This window comes from Proteiniborus sp. DW1, assembly GCF_900095305.1.
Classification (GTDB): Bacteria; Bacillota; Clostridia; order Tissierellales; family Proteiniboraceae; genus Proteiniborus.
Window position 1 is genome coordinate 82,355 of record NZ_FMDO01000014.1, and the last position, 19,903, is coordinate 102,257.

Genomic DNA, 19,903 nt, shown 5'->3' on the forward strand with positions numbered 1-19,903 from the left:
AGGTGTAATATATGGAAATAACAGAAAAAGATTTATTAAGCTTTAGAGAACAAACAGATAAAATCAAAAACGAAATAGGAAAAGCCATAATAGGTCAAAAAGATATTATAGAACAAGTTTTAATTGCAATTCTATGCGAAGGAAATGTACTCCTAGAAGGAGTACCAGGACTAGGTAAAACTCAGCTAGTAAAAACCATAGGTAAAGTTTTAGACTTAGAATTTTCTAGAATTCAATTTACACCAGATTTGATGCCAGCAGATGTAGTAGGTACAAACATAATTACACAAGACGAAAAAGGTGCAAGCAAATTTATATTTCAAAAAGGACCTATTTTTAGTAATATAGTCCTTGCAGACGAAATAAATAGGGCAACACCAAAAACTCAAAGTGCCATGTTAGAGGCAATGCAGGAAAAGACAGTTACAGTAGGTAACACCACTTATACAATGAGCAAGCCTTTTTTCGTATTAGCTACACAAAATCCTATTGAAATGGAAGGAACATATCCATTACCAGAGGCACAAATGGATAGATTTATATTCAAGCTATATGTAGAATTTCCAAAACTAGAGGAGCTTAGCCAAATAGTAAGTATCACTACATCTGTAGGTGAAGGTGAGCTTAATAAAGTAAGTAGTGGCGAAGAACTAATAAAAATGACAAACATAGCCAAAGAAGTACCTATAGCTAAGCCAGTTATGGAATACGCCATGAAGCTGATACTTGCTACACATCCAGAGGATGTATCAAGCCCAGACATAACAAGGAAATATGTCAGATATGGATCAAGTCCAAGAGGAGCTCAGGCTATTATTAAAGCTGCAAGAGTAAAGGCTCTGATGGAAGGCAGATATAATGTATCCTTTGATGACATTAACTATGCTGCTTATCCAGTATTAAGACACAGAGTATTACTTAACTTTGAAGCAGTATCAGATAATATAAGTAGTGAAGATATTATAAAACAAATAATCGAAGGACTGAGAAAATAAAGGATTGATATTATGGAGCAAAAACTGATAGATAGCAACTTGTTGAAGAAGCTAGAATCTTTAAAATTAAATACTACGATTACACTAAACCAAGGTTATGGTGGAGGGAGAAAATCTAAAAGCAAAGGCTCATCAGTGGAGTTTTCTGATTTTAGAGAATATGTTTCAGGTGATGATTTTAGAAAAATCGACTGGAATGCATATGGCAGATTCAAAAAGCTTTTTATCAAGCTGTTTATGGAGGAAAGAGAGGCAAATATAAATATTTTCATAGATACATCTAAGTCTATGGACTTTGGAAATCCTAAAAAGGCTACATTGGCAAAGCAATTAGCCTTAGTTTTTGGGTACCTAAGCTTAGCAAATATGGACAGAGTTAATATCTATACTTATGGAAATAAAAAGCTAGAAGCCTTGGAGCAATTAAATGGAAAAAACAATATCCATAGACTAGCTTCTTACTTAGACAATATAGTCTTTGATAAATCAGAGGACTTTTTTCAATATATAAAAACAAGAACATATAAGAGAGGTATTTCAATAATAATATCGGATATATTTTCTGACAACTTTCAAGACGCAGTTAAATACCTTGCATTTATGAATCAGAGTATAGTAGTGCTGAACCTATTATCTATGGAAGAAATCAATCCTGTCTACTCAGGAGATATTAGACTAATAGATAGTGAAACAGAGGAAGGAAAGGATATATCTATGACCCAATCTGTTCTAAAATCATATAAGAAAACATTCAAGAATTTTATAAATAGAAATAAAGAAATATGCAGAAAGTTTAGCTGCCAATATACCCTTGTTTCCAACGAGCTTCCAATAGAATCTATAGTTTTTGATAACCTAACTAATGTAGGGATTTTGAGGTGATAAAATGAGCTTTTACTCTCCACTTTTCTTTTTATTTTTTATTGGACTTATTCCAATTATAATAATGTATTTACTGAAAAAACAACATACAGATATAATTATTTCTAGCAATTATCTATGGGAGAAGGCTCTAAAGGATGTGGAAGCCAATAGACCATGGCAGAGGTTAAGAAAAAACCTTCTGCTTATTTTACAGTTACTCATATTTTCTCTAATAGTATTATCATTGGCAAAGCCATATATTTTTTCATCAAACACAAGCAGTGGAAATACTATTATAGTTCTTGATACATCCATGAGTATGCAAGGAAGCTCAGGTGAAACCACTAGATTTGATATTGCAAAAAAAGAAATAGAAAAGATAGTAGATAATCTCAAGCCAGATACATCCATTACTATTATTGCTATGGATATGTCGCCAAATATACTAATAAATAATACGGACAACAAAGAACTTGCTAAAAGTCAACTAGCTTCTATTAAGCCAACTAACTCAAAAGACAATATACAGGAAACCCTATCATTGTTAAATGCAATGACAAAAGATATGGATAACTATTCAATTCTTTTTTACACAGATAAGTGGATTGAAACAGATATAGACAAACTAATTATAAACTATATTGATGGAGAGCATAGAAATGTAGCCATAGAGAACATTTCCCATTCATTAGATTCTAGTGGAATAACTGCTCTTACAACAGTTACTAATTATTCTAATGAGGATATGAGCTTTGATGTATCCTTATATGTGGATGATAGCTTATATGATGTAAAAGAAACTAGCCTTTTGCCTGGGGAAAGCTCAAGTATTTATTGGCAGAATATCAATCCAAGTGCAAGAATACTGAGAGCAGAAATAGATATAGAAGATAGTTTGATGGTTGACAATGTAAGGCACCATATCATAAATACAGACTCTGTAAAAAAGATTCTTTTGGCTACAAAGGGAAATGTATTCTTGGAGAAGGCAATTAGTCTAAATAACAATATTGAACTGTATAAGACAAATGAAATCAGTGAGAGTATCAGTGGTTATGAACTATATGTATTTGATGGAATAGTACCAGATAAACTTCCTAAGGATGGAAGTGTTATAATGATAGCTCAAACTAATAGTGAATTTTTTAAGGATGCAAGTGTAGATTCAGGAGAGATGAAGGCCTTAAATGATGAGCTTTTTAGATACGTAAGCCTAGACTTTTCAATAGGTAAAACAAAATTTATTGCGGATTCTGGATGGATAGAACCAGTGCTACTTATAAATGATAATCCTGTAATTGCAAAGGGCAAAAGAGATAATCAGAAGTTTATTCTAATAGGTTTTGACTTTCATGATAGTGATTTTCCTCTACAAGTAGATTTTCCTATTTTTATACAAAACATGCTTGAACATTCCTTAAATATGAGTAATCAGGAACAGATAGCTGTTTTATCAGGAGAAAGCCTAAACCTAGATACTTTACCTAATAGTAAGGAAATAAGCGTCATCAAACCAGATGGTCAAAAAGAAAAGCTTGGTCCACCATTTCCGCTAGCACCATTTACTGACACAAAAGAAATAGGAGTATATACAATTGAGCAAAAATTAGACAATAGCACAGTTAACAGCTATTTCGTGTCTAATGTGGATACACACAATGAATCAAAATATGAAGTAGTATCTAATGATCTACGAGAACAGATTATTGAAAGACAAAGCAAAGTAAAAGGCGAGAAAAACATAGGGAATATCTTGCTCTTAATAGCTATTTTACTATTTGCAGTTGAATGGGTGGTGTATAATCGTGGCAATTAATTTCAGCACTCCATTAGCTTTATTATTGCTACCACTAATGCTGGTTTTATTTTTCTATTTTAGAAATGCATTAAAATCAATGAATCGAGAAAGAGCTAGGACAATATTGATAGTGCGAAGCATTATAGCGATTTTGCTTATTTTAGCTTTAGCTGGTATGAATATTAGGACTTTTGTGGATACTACTGCCACTATATTTGCAGTAGACTTATCTGATAGCACTAGAAATTCACAAGGACATTTTAAAGAATTCATTGAAGAAGCCTTGAAGAATACAACAAAAAAAGACAAAGTAGGAATTATTACCTTTGGACAAAATGGGGAGGTAGAACTGCCTCTTAGAGATGATATTAAAACTATAGAGTTTCAGACTAGACCAGGAGCAGGGCTTTCTAATATAGAAAAGGGGCTAAAGATAGCCCAGACACTCTTACCATCAGATAGTATGAAGAGAATAGTCTTGCTTACTGATGGAGAGGAGAATATAGGAGACAGCTCAAAAGAAGCGTCTTTGATTAATCAGAAGGATATTGATTTAAAAATATATAGTATTGAGAAAAATGTAGGTGAAGATGTTCAGCTAAATGGAATAGATATCCCTAGCAGACTATATGAAAATCAAGAGTTTGACATAGTCATAGACATTTATAGTAATGTAAAGACTAAAGGAAAGCTTACACTTTATTCAGATGATGTATTATCAGGTGAAAAAGAAATAAACATTGAAAAAGGAAACAATAAGTTTGTATTTTCAGATGTAGCACAAGGCTCTGGATTCAAGACATATAAGGCTGTCATATCATCTAAAGATGATACTGTCATTCATAACAATGAGTACTCTACCTATACTGATATAAAGGGGATACCAAGAGTATTATTAATTGATGGAGAAAGTCAGCAAGGAAGAGAGCTTAACAAAATTCTTACTGCTTCAGGCATAGATGTAAGATATATAAAAGATAGAGAAGCCCCTAGAACCTTGTCTGAACTTGCTTCACATAGCTCTATAATCATGAGTGATGTGTCTCTTGAAAATGTAGAAATAGAATTTTTAAACTCACTAAAAAGCTATGTAAGAGATTTTGGTGGAGGGTTAGTAGTAGCAGGAGGAGAAAATAGCTTTGCTTTAGGAGGATACTACAAGACCCCCTTAGAAGAAATACTTCCTGTAGATATGGAAATGAAGGTAAAAGGGGAAGTACCTAGTTTGGGTCTTATGCTAGTAATAGATAAGTCTGGAAGTATGGATAGTGGACAATATGGCATAAACAAAATGGAAATAGCAAAGGAAGCAGCTATAAAGGCAGTAAATTCACTTAAACCAAAGGATAAGATTGGGGTTATTGCTTTTGATGGAGCTGTTCAATGGGTAGTTAAATTATCGCCAACTGATGACGAAGAAAAGATAAAATCAGCCATAGGAACTATTAGGGCAGGGGGAGGAACTAGTATACTTCCTGCACTAGATGAAGCATATAAGGCATTAAAGGATGCAGACACTAAACTAAAGCATATCATCCTACTTACTGATGGTCAGGCGGAGGCAACAGGATACGAAAGCGTCATGGAAGGTATTAAAGAAGCAGGAATTACAGTATCAACAGTTGCAGTTGGAGCAGATTCAGATACTAGTCTACTTGAGTGGATTGCTAACAGTGGTAAGGGTAGGTATTATTTTGCAGATGAGTTTTCATCAATACCTCAGATATTTACTAAAGAGACGTTCCTAGCTTCAAAGTCCTATATTAATAATGAAACATTTACTCCGACTATTACTTACTTACATGATATTATTAGTCCTTTTGCTGAAGGAATACCAAGTCTTGATGGATATATTGGAGCATCTAGCAAAGACAGAGCTACTACAATTCTTACCAGTGACAAAGGAGATCCTATACTTGTAGAATGGCAATATGGTCTAGGAAGAAGTGTGGCTTGGACTTCAGATTTAAATGGAGGTTGGAGCTCAAAGTATCTAAATACTGAGGTAGGAGTCGATTTTATAAAGAACATGATAGAATGGACTTTTCCTAGGGCATCTAGTAAGAACATTGCCTTTGAGTCTATTAACAATGGTGACGAAGAAGAGATTATAGTAACTAATATTGATGGCTTTGAAGAAGGATTATCGACAAAGGCAACAATAATAAAACCAAATCTAGAAAGCTATGATATAGAATTGTCTCCTTCTAGACCAGGAGAGTTTAGAGGAGTTTTTCCAGTGACTGACAAGGGAGTGTATATAGTTAAGATTAATCAATATAAGGATGGAGAAGTAGTCAATACATCTAATTATGCGGTTACCTCAAACTATTCAAAGGAGTATGACATAACTGCTACCAATAATAGGTTAGAGTTAGTAAAAAATAAATCAGCTGGTAAATTCATTACAAAACCAGATGAAGTATTTACAGATGATTTAAATCGAGTATTCGGTATTAGGGAGTTGTACCCTATACTTCTTTCAATAGCATTACTACTATTTATTTTTGATATTGCTATAAGAAGATTGAGTCTAGTAAGTTTTGCTTTTAGACATAAAAAGATTAGTGTCCTAGATACTACTAATAAAAAGCCTAGTGGCGATAAAGTTAATCAAATAAAAGAAAAGAATAGAGGCCAAATGAATAGGTCATCTACAGAATCCCACTTAGGTAATATTAATGAAGAAGTTAATGAAGAGAAGCAAAACCCTATTGCAGGCAAAGAAACAGGAGAAACTAAGGAAAAGCCAACTGATAATTCAACAAATCAAGGTCTTGATATGTCAAGATTACTTAAAGCTAAGGATAAGAAAAGGAGATAAAAATATGACAGGTAATTAATTCTTATGAAATTAATTACCTGTTTATTTTGACTTTAGTACTTCAAATCAGATAATTGCTATTAGAAAATTCGATTTAAGTTGAAGAAACAATAAAATAATGTAACAAATTATATGAATATTAATATTATGATAGCATAATGGATTTCATTAAAATAAATGGAGGGGCATTATGCTGTCAAATATTGAATTTATCAGACAATCTCTAGAAATACACCTTTTCTTTGCTAGAATTATGAAAGAACATTCATTTTTCCTACAAGTAGGCTTTACTCCAAGAGATGTGAGCTTTTCTCAACAGGCAGATTTATTTAGAGTAGAGTTTGACAGACTTTTAAAAGATGTCATTTTGCTTTCAAACGGAGTTGTTAGTCATAGTGTAATTGAATCAGGTCAGATAGTAACTTCATATACACTTAATGCTGAAATGGCATCATCATATCTAACTGGTGTACAGATACAAACGGGTCTCACTCAGGCTGAACTTGGATTAGTAGGCGGAGAAAATATTGTGTACAATCCAGTGCTAGAGCAAAGAGTATATATGGTTAACCAAAACGCTTTAGCTTTAACAGCAGGTTTAATAAACTTTAAAGATACTGTACTTAGAAATGTTTTGTCTTGTAATATGTTCACGGTCAATTATCCGCTTTTAATCGACCATATCATGAGAGAAGCAAAACTGTATTTTCGAATGATTGATAGACTTCAGAGAAGAGAGCAAATTAATATAGCACAAGAGATTTATGAGCAAGAGCTATTCTGGAATAAGATTATGGCTGAGCATTCAAAATTCATTAGAGGACTTCTTGATCCAACAGAAGAAGATTTATTTAATATGGCTAATAATTTTGGTAAGGAATTTGATAAGTTGACAGAAGATGTGAAGAAGACTATGGGTAAAACTTTACCAATTTCAAAAGTGACAGATGAAAGCCTTGAAGCTACAAAAAGGATTAGTGATTTTAATGCTCAAGGTACTCGCGGACTAATTGAATGTAAGATAAAGTCTATAATAATACCTTTGTTGGGCGATCATGTTCTTCGTGAATCTAACCATTTTATACATTTACTTAAAAAATTCCAGAAAGCAGTTTAACTAAACTTAAGTGGAAAGATTAGAATACATAAAAGGAACCAAGAATTAGATAAGTTAAGATCATTAAAAGACAAGAAAAAGAATAATAGATAAGTAAAGCCCCAGTTATCTCACAACTAATAGTTCATATGAGGTAACTGGGGCAAATTTTTTCTTGATATTTTAATTTAAATAAAATAAAATGTAAAATTATAAATATGGATAGTTTAATTATGCAAGTAAAAGATATTCAGTAGTAGAAGAGTATTTGAAATACTAGGCGAGAAGATAAATATTAAACACTGAAAGGTTGTGTTAATTGATGAAAAAAGCTGAATTAGTGTATACAATCTATAAAGAAAAGGATAGAATTCATAATCTCAAAGGATTATTAAAAGAACACCCGGAAATACAATTTGTTTCATTTATGGGTGTTGATCTTGGTGGAAATGCTACTGATGAAAAGATACCAATAAAATTATTTATTAATGACATAGATAATTTTCTTAATAGTGGAATACAAACTGATGGGTCTAGTGTTGCTTTAAACAAAATAGCAACTTTAAATAATGCAAGAGTAGACATAGTCCCCGATTTAGATGTTAATTGGTTTGTAGACTATAACTATGAGCACATTTATGAAGAAAGCAATTTACCAGTAGGAACTTTAAAAATACCTTCTTTTTTAATCCACAATGGAAAAAAGGTAGATTCAAGATCCATTTTGCACAAGGCTGTAGAGAATTTTAAAAAGAGCCTAATTGAAATATTTGAACAATATCCACATTTGATTAAAAATATAGGAATAGATAGTGTGGACTATATTGATGAAGTGATACTGACATCTGCAACAGAATTAGAAATGTGGGTGCAAACCCCTGAATTTAGACCTAATATTCAAAAGCTTACTACTTCTCAATCTTTGAAAGAGCAGTATTGGAAAAGGACTAGGGGAACTGTAAGAACTGCATTAGAGAAAAGTTTGATGGCTCTTGAGAAGTATGGTTTTGAGCCTGAAATGGGCCACAAAGAAGTTGGGGGAATATCAAGCAAAGTTGGAACTGATGGACACCTACATTATGTAATGGAACAGCTAGAAATAGACTGGAAGTATAGTACCGGAGTTCAAACTGCAGATAACGAAATATTTATTAGAGATTTAGTGGAAGAAATATTTACAGAGCATGGATTAAAAGTAAGCTTTGTAGCAAAACCAATTGAAGAAGTGGCAGGTAACGGAGAACATACTCATGTAGGTGTTTCAGTAAGACTTAAAGATGGTAGTATAAAAAATCTATTTACTCCTGTAGACAGAACTAAGGACTACCTAAGTGAAATAGGGTATGGTGCTTTAATGGGTATATTGAAGAACTATGAAGTTATAAATCCATTTATAACTTCGTCAACAGATGGATTTAATAGATTAAAACCAGGTTTTGAAGCTCCTGTATGTATAGTTAGTTCATTAGGTCGCAGTATTGATAAGCCTTCTAGAAATAGGACTGTTTTAGTTGGTGTAGTTGGTGATCAGCAAAATCCTTTAACTACAAGATTTGAAGTAAGGTCTCCGAATCCACTTTCTAATACTTATTTAGTTATATCTAGTATATATCAAGGGATGCTAGATGGAATAATAGCTGTAGCAGAAAGTGGGAAAAGCTCAAAGGAATTAGAATTTGAGATTTCGAAAGAACCTGAGGTCCAAGGCTTTTACTTAGAAAAGGGAAGAGCTTATAGAAGCGAAGAAGATGTATTTGAATATTATTCTGAAGAAGAGAGAAATAGAATATTTGGTAATCCTCCTAGAACTGTATGGGAGAATATTAAAAACTTAGATATATACAAGGATAAGAAACAAATTCTATTAAGAGGTGAAGTATTTTCAGATGAGATTATAGAATCTTATAAAGATAGTATTTTAAGAAGATGGTTAACTGAATTGACAGATAGGATTATTAGACATGATATTAAAATAATGAGAAACATAACCAAGATACATCAGGATGATACCGCTACAGATTTAGACAAAATTACATGGAAGGAGATAGAGGATATTAAAAATTCCTTATCTAAGAACACACTAGATAAAAAATGTTTATTTAGCAAATTACATGATGCAATAGAGCTTGAGGACTATGATAGTGTTTCTAAGCTTCAATTAGAAATTGAAAAAAACATGAATAAACTAAAAAAGATTTATAATAGATATAAGAAGAATCTGTTAGAGCTATAGTAAAGTGAAAATTTATTTACTACAAGAATATTCTTTGAGGTTATTAGATGTTGAAGACTTATACATTAGGACTTTAGTAGATTAGTATAAATTTCTTTTGGGTATATTAGGCATGTAAGGAAAATTGATAAATGTTAAAGGAGAGAGAATTATGCTAAACTTTAATTATTCTATACCTACTAAGATTTTCTTTGGAAAAGATCAAATCAAAGTACTAGGAAAAGAAATTAAAAAATATGGATCAAAGGTTTTACTTGCTTATGGTGGAGGAAGTATCAAGAAAATCGGTTTATATGGTGAGGTTATAAAAATACTAAATGAAGAAAACATTCCATTTTGGGAGTTAAGCGGGATAGAGCCAAACCCAAGGATAGAAAGTGTAAGAGAGGGCATTAGAATTTGCAGAGAAAATGATATCGACTTTATACTTCCAGTAGGTGGAGGAAGTACTATAGACTGTGCAAAGGTAATAGCTGCAGGATTTTTCTATGAAGGTGATCCATGGGACTTAGTTATTAGAAAAGCTAAAATTGAAAAAGTGCTTCCAATTGCTTCAGTACTTACACTAGCAGCCACAGGTTCAGAAATGGATGCAGGAGCAGTTATCACTAATCCTGAGACTAAGCAAAAGCTAGGTGTAGGTCATCCAGATATGGCGCCTAAGTTCTCCATATTAGATCCAACATATACCTTCTCAGTACCTGCAAGCCAGACAGCAGCAGGAACAGCAGACATAATGAGCCATATTCTTGAATCCTATTTTAGTAACAACAAGGATGCTTTTGTTCAAGATAAAATAGCAGAAGGCTTGCTTAAAACTTGTATTAAATATGGACCAATAGCCATAAAAGAACCTGATAATTACGAAGCTAGAGCAAATTTAATGTGGGCTTCAAGCCTTGCAATAAATGGACTTATACGATATGGAAAAGAAGCAATTTGGAGTGTCCACCCATTACAGCATGAATTGGGAGCTTATTATGATATAACACATGGAGTAGGCTTAGCAATATTGACACCCCATTGGATGAGACATGTTTTAAGTGATTCAACTGTAGAAAAGTTTGTCGAATATGGTAAAAATGTATGGGATATTAAGGATGACAAGTACGATTATGATATAGCCAATGAAGCTATAGATAAGACTCAGGAGTTCTTCAAATCCTTAGGAATACCGACAACCCTAAGAGAACTGGGGATAGGAGAAGAAAACCTTGAAAAAATGGCAAGAGCAGTGACAAATTATAATGGTGGTACAGTAGGCTCATATAAGCCTCTTAGCTATGAAGATGTATTAGAGATTTATAAAAAAGCACTGTAGAATAATAGGGGAGCATATTAACATATGTTCCTCCTATATTTTTTGAAGGGAAATAAACATGTATGTTGAATAATAAAAAATAGTATTGGACTTTTTTTATTTGAAGCTGTAAAAATTCTATTGAAAGGAGATTAAAAGCTTGAATAATAAGATAATACTGAGCAAAGAAATAAAAGAAAAGATGATCTTAGCAATCATGGATTACTTTGTAAAAGAAAGAGATGAAGAATTAGGATATTTAGCAGCTACACTAATATTAGATTTTATTACAGAAAAGTTGGGACCGGAGTATTACAATCAAGGTGTTTATGATTCATATAAAAGAATGAATCAAATGGTAGAGGATTTGCTAGAGATTCAGAAATATTAATGAGCAGATAGCTAGAATCTTTGATTTTATGTTAGTTACCTATACAACATCTGAAAACATGGGTCAGGTTTTTTTAATCTATAAAACCTGACCCGTGTTTTTCAATTAAATTAATATTTATTCTCATACCCCTGTTCTTTAATAGTAGGACTAACATTAGGAAAATATATTGTACTATATGTTTGAGCTATGCCTTGGGACCAATTTCTGTCGCTTTTATCATTAGTTCTTTTTCTCATATACTGAGACATTTCCTCATCATAGCTATCAATAATTTCCCTTAAATCACTATTATATTTTTCCTCATGATATACTGCTTCCTTTGGTAATCTTGGCTTTAGCTCTGATTTATCATTAGGATATCCTACACATAGCCCGCATATAGGATATACGTATTTTGGCAACTCAAGAAGCTCAATTATCTTCTTAGGGTTATTTCGGACTCCTCCAATTGGAACGATACCTAGGCCTAAGGATTCTGCTGCACCTATGGCATTTCCCATAGCTAGACCAACATCAACACAGCCAACCATGATAGATTCAAGATCCTCAGTAATTACTAGCTCAACCCCATTTTTCTCTGCTGCCAGTTTTGCTCTATAAAAATCTGAAGCAAATATTAGAATAACAGGAGCTTCATCAATCCACTTTTGCCCACCAGCAAACTCTGCAATTTTTGCTTTTCTTTCTTTATCTTTTACTGCAATTATACTTACCTGTTGTCCATTAATTGAAGAGGGAGCAGCTTGAGCAGCCCTAATAATTGCATCTAGCTCCTCATCTCTTATCATTTCTTCTTTATAGCTTCTTATTGATCTATGATCCATGAAAGTTCTAATTACTTCATTCATACTAGGTACCTCCTAAAATATTTTCTAAAGCTTTAATTAAAATCATAAAATATTATACCCATGTAACTATTCATTACTCACATAAGCAGGAATTTGCATGATAAATGTATAATAAATTATACATGAAATAGTTAACAGGCTTATGTAAGAAAATTTTCCCCTATGGGAAACTGGAAAGGAGAAATAGACATGGAATGGAAAATAAAAAAATATAATGAGTTAACCATTGAAGAATTGTACAGTATTTTAAAAGCAAGAATAGAAGTATTTGTAGTAGAGCAGAATTGCTTTTACCAAGACTGTGATGGAAAGGACAAAAAAGCATATCATTTATTCTTAGAGGATAATGGAGATGTTATTGCATATACAAGAATTTTAGAAAAAGGCATATCTTATGATGAAGTTTCTATTGGTAGATTTTTAGTTAAGGATAAGTATCGTCGTAAAGGCTTAGCAAAGGAAATGTTAAAAAGAGCAATTAACTTTATTGAAGAAACCTTAAATGAAAAATCCATTAGGCTTTCTGGACAAGTATATATAAAGGGTTTATATAAAAGTTTTGGATTTGAAGAGGTTTCAGATATATATCTAGAAGATAATATACCTCATGTTGAAATGCTATACAAATTAGATAAAAATAAGAAACAGTTACCTTGATTATAGGTAAAGGTAACTGTATCCTTAATTATACTTACCACCCTCTACATTCCCACTTATATTCCTGCCTTACTACAGATTCTACATAAGTACATCTAGTACATTTGTAGTCCACTATTACATGTCTTGCCATTTCATAATCATGACCATTTGCTTTGTGTTGACATTTTCTAATTCTATCTGTGTAAAACCATGTTTTACCTGGAGTTTCAGTTATTATTATCACACCTCCACATTCACATGCAGGAGCATTGATGCCAATGTCATTAGTGCGTGAACGCTCAAGATGCTTACTATAGGGAATACCACAGCTACATATCAAAACTCCATTCTCAACATAAGGCTCTTGTTTAGATACTTGCTCTGTAGTGGCAGAAGATTCTGTGTCTATAGATGTATGATTGGAGGGAACATATGTAGAAGTATCCATTCTTTGGTCTGCTGATGCAAAAGTACTTATATAGCTTATTAATGCAAACATAAGTATTAGTTTAGCTAATAGTCCCTTTTTCATAACAGACTGCACCTCCTTTCATATAGATTTATCAAAGCTTTTGACCATATATTAACAATTAAACATTAAATTGCAAAGCTTGTTACAAATTCGTAACAAATAGCTCTTTAAAAATTAAATGGAAGCTTGTAGTTTTTAATAGCTAAAAGCTTTTTTTAATTTTTTGTTAATTGTTTTAAAAATATGGACATAGAGGTATCAGATACATGTTTAGAAGACGATTTACCTAATGTTGAAATGCTATACAAATCAGCCGAATAAAAGGACAGGTACCTTGATATAGTTCAAGGTACCTATTCTCTTAATAATCCCATCCTCTACATTCCCATTTGGAATCTTGTGTTGTTATAGAATCTACATAAGCACATTGAATACATTCATACACTACTATTACATCCCTTACCATTTTATAATCATGACCATATTTTTTATGTTGACATTCTTTTGATTCATGTGTGTATTTCCATGGTCCTGGAATTCTTGATTCTCTTATATTACCTCCGCAGTCACATTTATAAGCATTGATGCCAATGTCGTCAGTGTGTGAACGCTCAAGATGCTTACTATAGGGAATACCACAGCTACACATCAAAACTCCATTCTCAACATAAGGCTCTTGTTTAGATACTTGCTCTGTAGTGGCAGAAGATTCTGTGTCTATAGATGTATGATTAGAGGGAACATATGTAGAGGTATCCATTCTTTGGTCTGCTGATGCAAAAGTACTTATATAGCTTATTAATACAAGCATAAGTATTAGTTTAGCTAATAGTCTTTTTTTCATAACAGATTACACCTCCTTATATTAGATTTACCACAATTTGTTGACTAAATATTAACATTAAACCATTAAACTGTAAATAATATTACAAAATATTAACAATTATTTTCTCTTAATACTTCTTTTGATAATGTATTACACCTCTGGTCTTTTTGGCTTAAATATCATTTAGATTTTTGCTAGAAAATTTTTCACTAAAACACAAAATTAATTTATATTAGGGCCAAATAAAAGGACAAGTACCTTGATTATGAGTCAAGGTACCTGTTTTTCCTTTAATTATACTTACCATCCTTTACATTCCCACTTGTATTCACTATATGAGTCATATTCTAAGTAACTACAATTATTACAGCTATACTTAGTTACTACCTTTCTTTCCATTTCATAATCATGTCCATAATGATGGTGGATACATTTTCTTTCCTCTTTCGTATAGAACCAATCAAACTTAGTTACAGTTGTAAGTATTTTACCACCACATCCACATATAGGAGTTAATAAATGAAATTCATCTTTGTTCTTGTTTTGATCAAGATGCTCAAAGTAAGGAATACCACAGCTACACATCAAAACTCCATCCTCAACATAAGGCTCTTGCTTATTTTCCTGTTCTGTAGTGACGGGAGATTCTGTGTCTATAGATGTATGATTAGAGGTAACATATGTAGAGGTATCCATTCTTTGGTCTGCTGATGCAAAAGTACTTATATAGCTTATTAATACAAGCATAAGTATTAGTTTAGCTAATAGTCTTTTTTTCATAACAGATTGCACCTCCTTTCATATAGATTTATCAAAGTCTTTGGCCATATATTAACAATTAAACATTAAATTGTAAAGCTTGTTACAAATTCGTAACAAATAGCTCTTTAAAAATTAAATGGAAGCTTGTAGTTTTTAATAGCTAAAAGCTTTTTTTAATTTTTTGTTAATTGTTTTAAAAATATGGACATAGAGGTATCAGATACATGTTTAGAAGACGATTTACCTCATGTTGAAATGCTATACAAATCAGCCGAATAAAAGGACAGGTACCTTGATATAGTTCAAGGTACCTATTCTCTTAATAACCCCATCCTTTACATTCCCACTTGTATTCATACGTTCCTATAGAATATACATAAGCACATTGAGTACATTTGTAGTCTACTCTTACATGTCTTGCCATTTCATAATCATGACCATATTTTTTATGTTGACATTCTTTTGATTCATCTGTGTAAAACCATGGTCCTGGAGTTCTTGATTCTCTTATATTACCTCCGCAGTCACATTTATAAGCATTGATGCCAATATCATTAGTGTGTGAACGCTCAAGATGCTTACTATAGGGAATACCACAGCTACACATCAAAACTCCATTCTCAACATAAGGCTCTTGTTTAGATACTTGCTCTGTAGTGGCAGAAGATTCTGTGTCTATAGATGTATGATTAGAGGTAACATATGTAGAGGTATCCATTCTTTGGTCTGCTGATGCAAAAGTACTTATATAGCTTATTAATACAAGCATAAGTATTAGTTTAGTTAATAGTCTTTTTTTCATAACAGATTACACCTCCTTATATTAGATTTACCACAATTTGTTGACTAAATATTAACATTAAACCATTAAACTGTAAATAATATTACAAAATATTAATAACTACACTTTGAATAATTAGATAAAAGAAAATCTGTAACTTTTAGTATCTGTAAACTTTTTTGCGAACTATTTTTTGCTATTGACAATACAGTATATAAACAATATACTGTATATATACTATATACACAGTTAGGGTGATGAAATGTTTGTAACCTTATCCAATACAAATCCTGATCCTTTATATAAGCAGGTTAAAGATCAGATAGTACAAGCAATAGTTACTGGAGAATTAAAAGAAGATGAGCTTTTACCATCTATAAGAACTATGGCAAATGAGCTAAAAATTAGCGTAATTACAGTTAAAAGGGCTTATGCAGACTTAGAAAGCGAAGGATACATAGTGACACGACCTGGATTAGGTTCCTTTGTAACTTCAATAAACAAGGATAATCTAAGGGATGAAAAGCTAAAGGAGATAAGAGAAAGGCTTAAAGAGATAGCAGATGAAGCTAGGAGATATTATATAGAAATTGACGACGTTATTAAAATGTTAAAAGAGATAAAGGAGGAATTTTAATGAGGAATATTTTAGAGATATCAAACTTAAGAAAAGAATACAAGGAGTTTACACTGAAGGATATTTCTTTGACTCTACCAAGAGGATATATAATGGGGTTGATTGGACCCAATGGCGCAGGTAAATCTACTACAATAAAAGCAATAATGAACTTAATAAACTGTGATAGTGGTAAGATAAAATTATTTGGTCTAGACTATGAAAACTCTGAAGAGGAAATAAAAAATAAGATAGGATATGTAGGAGAGGAACAGTATTTCTATGAAGACATGAGTGTGAAATGGATGGAGCAGTTCATCTCTCAGCACTATAGACAATGGAATAAGGATGAATTCTATGCCCTTTTAGAAAGATTCAATGTAAGTCCTACAAAAAAAGTTCAGGAGCTTTCTAAGGGAATGAGGGTAAAGCTTTCCTTAGCCTTAGCTTTAGCTCACAATCCAGAACTAATAATACTTGACGAGCCTACATCGGGTCTTGACCCAGTTATAAGAAGTGAAATACTCAAAATACTTCTAGAAATAATACAAGATGAAAACAAGTCAGTTCTATTCTCTACTCATATTACTGAGGATATTGAAAAAATAGCTGACTATGTAACATATCTAATTGATGGAAGGATTGTACTGTCAGCTCCAAAGGACGAACTACTAGAGAAATGGAAAACTATACACATAAAAAATGGATATGAAATAAGAGAAATAAACAGCAAGCTTATAGGGATTGAGCAAAACTACTTTGGAATAACTGGATTAACTGATAGATACGAAGAGCTAAAAAATACAATAAAACCATATATTGAAAAAGATGTTATAAGAGTTGAGAACACCAGCATAGATCAAATATTAATATCATTAGTAAAGGAGAGAGGCTTATGCTAAATATAATATACAAAGACCTTTATCAAGCTAGGAAGACCATACTTCTATATTCTTTAATCGGATTGTTTTTTGTTTTTTCAACTATTCAAGCTGATACAAGTATATTTATGTCAGCAGGATTTATTTTTCTAATGGTTTATGGAGTAGTAGCAAGAAATGAATACGTTGAAGATAAGAATAGGGGATATTCATTACTTAGAACTCTTCCATTGAAGCCTTATAAGATTGTAATGAGTAAGTATATGACTGCTTTAATTTTAGCAGCAGTCAGTGTATTGTATTATTACTTGATGTCAGTTATTTTCAACAATAAGACCTTAATGAATAGTTATTTGATTACAATACCATTAATCGGTGCAGGCCTTGCCCTCATATTTACAGGTGTATTATATATATTTATCTATAAATACGGAGCTGCTAGGGCTATAAATCTATCTCGAATATTCTTCCTTGGATTTTTCTTTATACCAGTTATTTTTTCTTCATTATTAAAAAGCGTTCCAACGCCAAGCTTCATCGAATCAGGAGAGCTAGAGATAATTTTGGAAAGCGTTGCAACTGACTTTACAATATGGAGTCTACTATTCTTGGGAGTATCACTAGTTATATACTTTTTAACAATGCTAGTAAGTATCAGTCAATTTAAGAAGAATAAGATTATGTAATTTATAGTACAGTACCAAATATCTGCTTTCTAATTTTGCTGATATATACTATATAGTTCCACCAGCAAAAAATATTAGAACTGCTGCACAGTTAAAATTAAAAGAGATTCTTCACTTATGTAAATATGTCATTCTGAGGACGTAAGTGCGAAGAATCTCTTTTTAATTGTGACTCAAATTCAACATATGCAGTAGCACATTTGAAAGAGTAGCTTATACTCTTCTTAGTTTAGAGCAAAACCTTGAAAATGTTTTGCATTATTGCTTTGCTATTTCACCAATTAAATCATATTCTACTGCTTCTAAAATTTTACATTTAACGAATTTATTTAATAGGTTTTCCTTACCATTATTCTTAACAAAAACTACTCCATCCATATCTGGAACATCCATATAAGTCCTACCTATATAGTATTGATTATCTGGAGTTGTTGATTCTATTAATACCTTATAAACGTTTCCGATTTTTTTACTTAGGCTGTCTTTTGAGATTTGTTCTTGAAGCTTCATTATTTTATCAAATCTATCTTCTTTAATAGCCTCTTCAATTTGCTCTTTTAGTCTTGCTGCTGGAGTATTGTCTTCCATTGAATAAGTAAATACTCCCAGCTTATCAAATCTTGTTTCTTTAACGAAATCATATAATTCATTAAAATCCTCTTCTGTTTCACCAGGGAAGCCTACTATTAATGTAGTTCTTAGAATCACATCTGGTATTTCCTTTCTAATTTTTTCTATTAGCTTTCTAATGCTTGCCCCATCACTTTTCCTGTTCATTCTTTTTAATACTGAATCAGATATGTGTTGTATTGGTATATCAAAATAGTTACATATTTTATGATTATTCTTTACAACAGCGATTAATTCATCGCTTATGCTTTCTGGATAAGCATATAGAAATCTAATCCACTGAAATCCTTCTATTTTACAAAGCTCTTCTAAAAGCTCTGCAAGCTTTGATTCTCCATATAAATCGATTCCGTATTTTGTAGTATCCTGAGCTATAACTATAAGCTCTTTTATTCCTTGCTTTGCAAGATTCTTAGCTTCTCCTAAAACATCTTCCATAGTTCTAGAAATATATGGACCTTGTATATAGGGTATAGCACAATAGGTACAATTGTTGTTACAGCCTTCTGCAATTTTAAGGTAAGCCATATTTTCACCAGTAGTTAGTACCCTGTTATTAAAGTCTAATTTAGCTTCTTTTCCCTCTTCTAGACCCAATAACTTCTCAATTTCCTTCCATATGTGTTCATAATCGCTTATACTTAAAAATAAATCCACCTCAGGAATTTCTTTCACTAATTCTTCCTTATACCTTTGAACAAGGCAGCCTGTCACGATTAAATACTTACATCTATTTTTCTTAAGCTCTGCCATTTCAAATATGGTGTTTATAGCTTCTTGTTTTGCAGATTCTATAAAACCACAAGTATTTATAACTATTATATCTGCCTGTTTTTCGTCATTTACTATATTGAAATTATGTTTATTGAATAATCCGATTATTCCTTCTGTCACTACTAAGTTTTTACTACAGCCTAATGAAACAAAACCTACATCCATCTCTTTATCCCTTTCTAATCTGATATATTATATTCAAAACTTAAATTTCAACTTTTATATTTTATCATAATAAAAAGTAAAATACTACATAAATATGACCTATTGGTTACCCTCCTTTGATAGTTACTTGTAAATAAGATGACAATTTTCTAACAAAAAAGAGGAAATTTAGGGTTTCCATAGAAAGGATTATAGAGAATGGTTATATATGGTTATTACAGCTGAAGTTTTTGATAAGAACAAAAGAGTATTGGAGTCAGTCAATACTAAAATAAAAATAAACCTACTTTAAAAAAGCATATTATGCTGAGGAGTTTTT

Annotated in this window: 18 protein-coding genes; 12 read left to right on the top strand and 6 right to left on the bottom strand. The window is 32.0% G+C overall.

The window, feature by feature from the left end:
- The first annotated feature begins 11 nt into the window (after nt 1-11).
- The 8 genes from DW1_RS04215 to DW1_RS04250 all read left to right on the top strand — a co-directional run bounded on the left by DW1_RS04215 (nt 12) and on the right by DW1_RS04250 (nt 11,501).
- Nucleotides 12-995, top strand: coding sequence for an AAA family ATPase (locus tag DW1_RS04215; protein WP_074349390.1), 984 nt, complete (start codon nt 12-14; stop codon nt 993-995).
- Nucleotides 996-1,007: 12 nt separating this feature from the next.
- Nucleotides 1,008-1,877 carry a DUF58 domain-containing protein gene (locus DW1_RS04220; RefSeq protein ID WP_074349391.1) on the top strand — a complete coding sequence of 290 codons (870 nt, stop codon included), beginning with the start codon at nt 1,008-1,010 and terminating at the stop codon, nt 1,875-1,877.
- A gap of 4 nt (nt 1,878-1,881) precedes the next feature.
- Nucleotides 1,882-3,675 carry a vWA domain-containing protein gene (locus DW1_RS04225; protein WP_074349392.1) on the top strand — a complete coding sequence of 598 codons (1,794 nt, stop codon included), beginning with the start codon at nt 1,882-1,884 and terminating at the stop codon, nt 3,673-3,675.
- Complete coding sequence (locus DW1_RS04230) at nt 3,665-6,481, top strand: VWA domain-containing protein (RefSeq protein WP_074349393.1); 2,817 nt, start codon at nt 3,665-3,667, stop codon at nt 6,479-6,481. Before DW1_RS04225 ends, DW1_RS04230 begins: the two co-directional genes overlap by 11 nt.
- Before the next feature lie 190 nt (nt 6,482-6,671).
- Nucleotides 6,672-7,598: a DUF2935 domain-containing protein gene (locus DW1_RS04235; protein ID WP_074349394.1), complete on the top strand. Its 927-nt coding sequence runs from the start codon at nt 6,672-6,674 to the stop codon at nt 7,596-7,598.
- 301 nt (nt 7,599-7,899) lie between these two features.
- Nucleotides 7,900-9,810, top strand: coding sequence for a glutamine synthetase (locus DW1_RS04240; RefSeq protein WP_074349395.1), 1,911 nt, complete (start codon nt 7,900-7,902; stop codon nt 9,808-9,810).
- A 151-nt stretch (nt 9,811-9,961) separates the two neighbouring features.
- Complete coding sequence (locus DW1_RS04245; RefSeq protein ID WP_074349396.1) at nt 9,962-11,131, top strand: iron-containing alcohol dehydrogenase; 1,170 nt, start codon at nt 9,962-9,964, stop codon at nt 11,129-11,131.
- Nucleotides 11,132-11,270: 139 nt separating this feature from the next.
- Nucleotides 11,271-11,501, top strand: coding sequence for a DUF2164 domain-containing protein (locus DW1_RS04250; RefSeq protein ID WP_074349397.1), 231 nt, complete (start codon nt 11,271-11,273; stop codon nt 11,499-11,501).
- A gap of 110 nt (nt 11,502-11,611) precedes the next feature.
- On the opposite strand, the gene DW1_RS04255 is transcribed toward DW1_RS04250, so the two are convergent.
- The gene (locus tag DW1_RS04255) at nt 11,612-12,352 is read right to left on the bottom strand and encodes an NADPH-dependent oxidoreductase (RefSeq protein WP_074349398.1); all 741 of its coding nucleotides are present in this window, start codon (nt 12,350-12,352) and stop codon (nt 11,612-11,614) included.
- 189 nt (nt 12,353-12,541) lie between these two features.
- Here DW1_RS04255 and DW1_RS04260 point away from each other — a divergent pair, with 189 nt between their 5' ends.
- Nucleotides 12,542-13,009 (top strand): GNAT family N-acetyltransferase, encoded by a 468-nt coding sequence (locus DW1_RS04260; RefSeq protein ID WP_074349399.1) that lies wholly within the window; start codon nt 12,542-12,544, stop codon nt 13,007-13,009.
- A gap of 34 nt (nt 13,010-13,043) precedes the next feature.
- Here DW1_RS04260 and DW1_RS04265 read toward each other — a convergent pair whose 3' ends face one another.
- The 4 genes from DW1_RS04265 to DW1_RS04280 all read right to left on the bottom strand — a co-directional run bounded on the left by DW1_RS04265 (nt 13,044) and on the right by DW1_RS04280 (nt 15,853).
- The gene (locus DW1_RS04265) at nt 13,044-13,523 is read right to left on the bottom strand and encodes a hypothetical protein (protein WP_074349400.1); all 480 of its coding nucleotides are present in this window, start codon (nt 13,521-13,523) and stop codon (nt 13,044-13,046) included.
- A gap of 301 nt (nt 13,524-13,824) precedes the next feature.
- Nucleotides 13,825-14,307, bottom strand: coding sequence for a hypothetical protein (locus DW1_RS04270; RefSeq protein ID WP_074349401.1), 483 nt, complete (start codon nt 14,305-14,307; stop codon nt 13,825-13,827).
- A 282-nt stretch (nt 14,308-14,589) separates the two neighbouring features.
- Complete coding sequence (locus DW1_RS04275; protein ID WP_074349402.1) at nt 14,590-15,069, bottom strand: hypothetical protein; 480 nt, start codon at nt 15,067-15,069, stop codon at nt 14,590-14,592.
- A 301-nt stretch (nt 15,070-15,370) separates the two neighbouring features.
- On the bottom strand, nt 15,371-15,853 hold the full coding sequence (locus DW1_RS04280; protein WP_074349403.1) for a hypothetical protein: 483 nt from the start codon (nt 15,851-15,853) through the stop codon (nt 15,371-15,373).
- A gap of 241 nt (nt 15,854-16,094) precedes the next feature.
- On the opposite strand from DW1_RS04280, the gene DW1_RS04285 reads away from it, so the two are divergent.
- The 3 genes from DW1_RS04285 to DW1_RS04295 are packed head-to-tail and all read left to right on the top strand — an operon-like array spanning nt 16,095 to nt 18,015.
- On the top strand, nt 16,095-16,469 hold the full coding sequence (locus tag DW1_RS04285) for a GntR family transcriptional regulator (protein ID WP_074349404.1): 375 nt from the start codon (nt 16,095-16,097) through the stop codon (nt 16,467-16,469).
- Nucleotides 16,469-17,350 carry an ABC transporter ATP-binding protein gene (locus DW1_RS04290; RefSeq protein ID WP_074349405.1) on the top strand — a complete coding sequence of 294 codons (882 nt, stop codon included), beginning with the start codon at nt 16,469-16,471 and terminating at the stop codon, nt 17,348-17,350. Before DW1_RS04285 ends, DW1_RS04290 begins: the two co-directional genes overlap by 1 nt.
- Complete coding sequence (locus DW1_RS04295; protein ID WP_074349406.1) at nt 17,344-18,015, top strand: ABC-2 transporter permease; 672 nt, start codon at nt 17,344-17,346, stop codon at nt 18,013-18,015. Before DW1_RS04290 ends, DW1_RS04295 begins: the two co-directional genes overlap by 7 nt.
- Nucleotides 18,016-18,273: 258 nt before the next feature.
- Here the strand turns inward: DW1_RS04295 and rimO are convergent, their stop codons facing one another.
- Nucleotides 18,274-19,584 (bottom strand): 30S ribosomal protein S12 methylthiotransferase RimO, encoded by a 1,311-nt coding sequence (gene rimO, locus DW1_RS04300; protein ID WP_074349407.1) that lies wholly within the window; start codon nt 19,582-19,584, stop codon nt 18,274-18,276.
- Between the last annotated feature and the right edge of the window lie 319 nt (nt 19,585-19,903).

Bases quoted from the DNA above. Each gene is read 5' to 3' on its own strand.
- DW1_RS04215 (WP_074349390.1), top strand. From the start codon at position 12: ATGGAAATAACAGAAAAAGATTTATTAAGCTTTAGAGAACAAACAGAT.
- DW1_RS04220 (WP_074349391.1), top strand. From the start codon at position 1,008: ATGGAGCAAAAACTGATAGATAGCAACTTGTTGAAGAAGCTAGAATCT.
- DW1_RS04225 (WP_074349392.1), top strand. From the start codon at position 1,882: ATGAGCTTTTACTCTCCACTTTTCTTTTTATTTTTTATTGGACTTATT.
- DW1_RS04235 (WP_074349394.1), top strand. From the start codon at position 6,672: ATGCTGTCAAATATTGAATTTATCAGACAATCTCTAGAAATACACCTT.
- DW1_RS04240 (WP_074349395.1), top strand. From the start codon at position 7,900: ATGAAAAAAGCTGAATTAGTGTATACAATCTATAAAGAAAAGGATAGA.
- DW1_RS04245 (WP_074349396.1), top strand. From the start codon at position 9,962: ATGCTAAACTTTAATTATTCTATACCTACTAAGATTTTCTTTGGAAAA.
- DW1_RS04255 (WP_074349398.1), bottom strand. From the start codon at position 12,352: ATGAATGAAGTAATTAGAACTTTCATGGATCATAGATCAATAAGAAGC.
- DW1_RS04260 (WP_074349399.1), top strand. From the start codon at position 12,542: ATGGAATGGAAAATAAAAAAATATAATGAGTTAACCATTGAAGAATTG.
- DW1_RS04265 (WP_074349400.1), bottom strand. From the start codon at position 13,523: ATGAAAAAGGGACTATTAGCTAAACTAATACTTATGTTTGCATTAATA.
- DW1_RS04270 (WP_074349401.1), bottom strand. From the start codon at position 14,307: ATGAAAAAAAGACTATTAGCTAAACTAATACTTATGCTTGTATTAATA.
- DW1_RS04275 (WP_074349402.1), bottom strand. From the start codon at position 15,069: ATGAAAAAAAGACTATTAGCTAAACTAATACTTATGCTTGTATTAATA.
- DW1_RS04280 (WP_074349403.1), bottom strand. From the start codon at position 15,853: ATGAAAAAAAGACTATTAACTAAACTAATACTTATGCTTGTATTAATA.
- DW1_RS04285 (WP_074349404.1), top strand. From the start codon at position 16,095: ATGTTTGTAACCTTATCCAATACAAATCCTGATCCTTTATATAAGCAG.
- DW1_RS04290 (WP_074349405.1), top strand. From the start codon at position 16,469: ATGAGGAATATTTTAGAGATATCAAACTTAAGAAAAGAATACAAGGAG.
- DW1_RS04295 (WP_074349406.1), top strand. From the start codon at position 17,344: ATGCTAAATATAATATACAAAGACCTTTATCAAGCTAGGAAGACCATA.
- rimO (WP_074349407.1), bottom strand. From the start codon at position 19,584: ATGGATGTAGGTTTTGTTTCATTAGGCTGTAGTAAAAACTTAGTAGTG.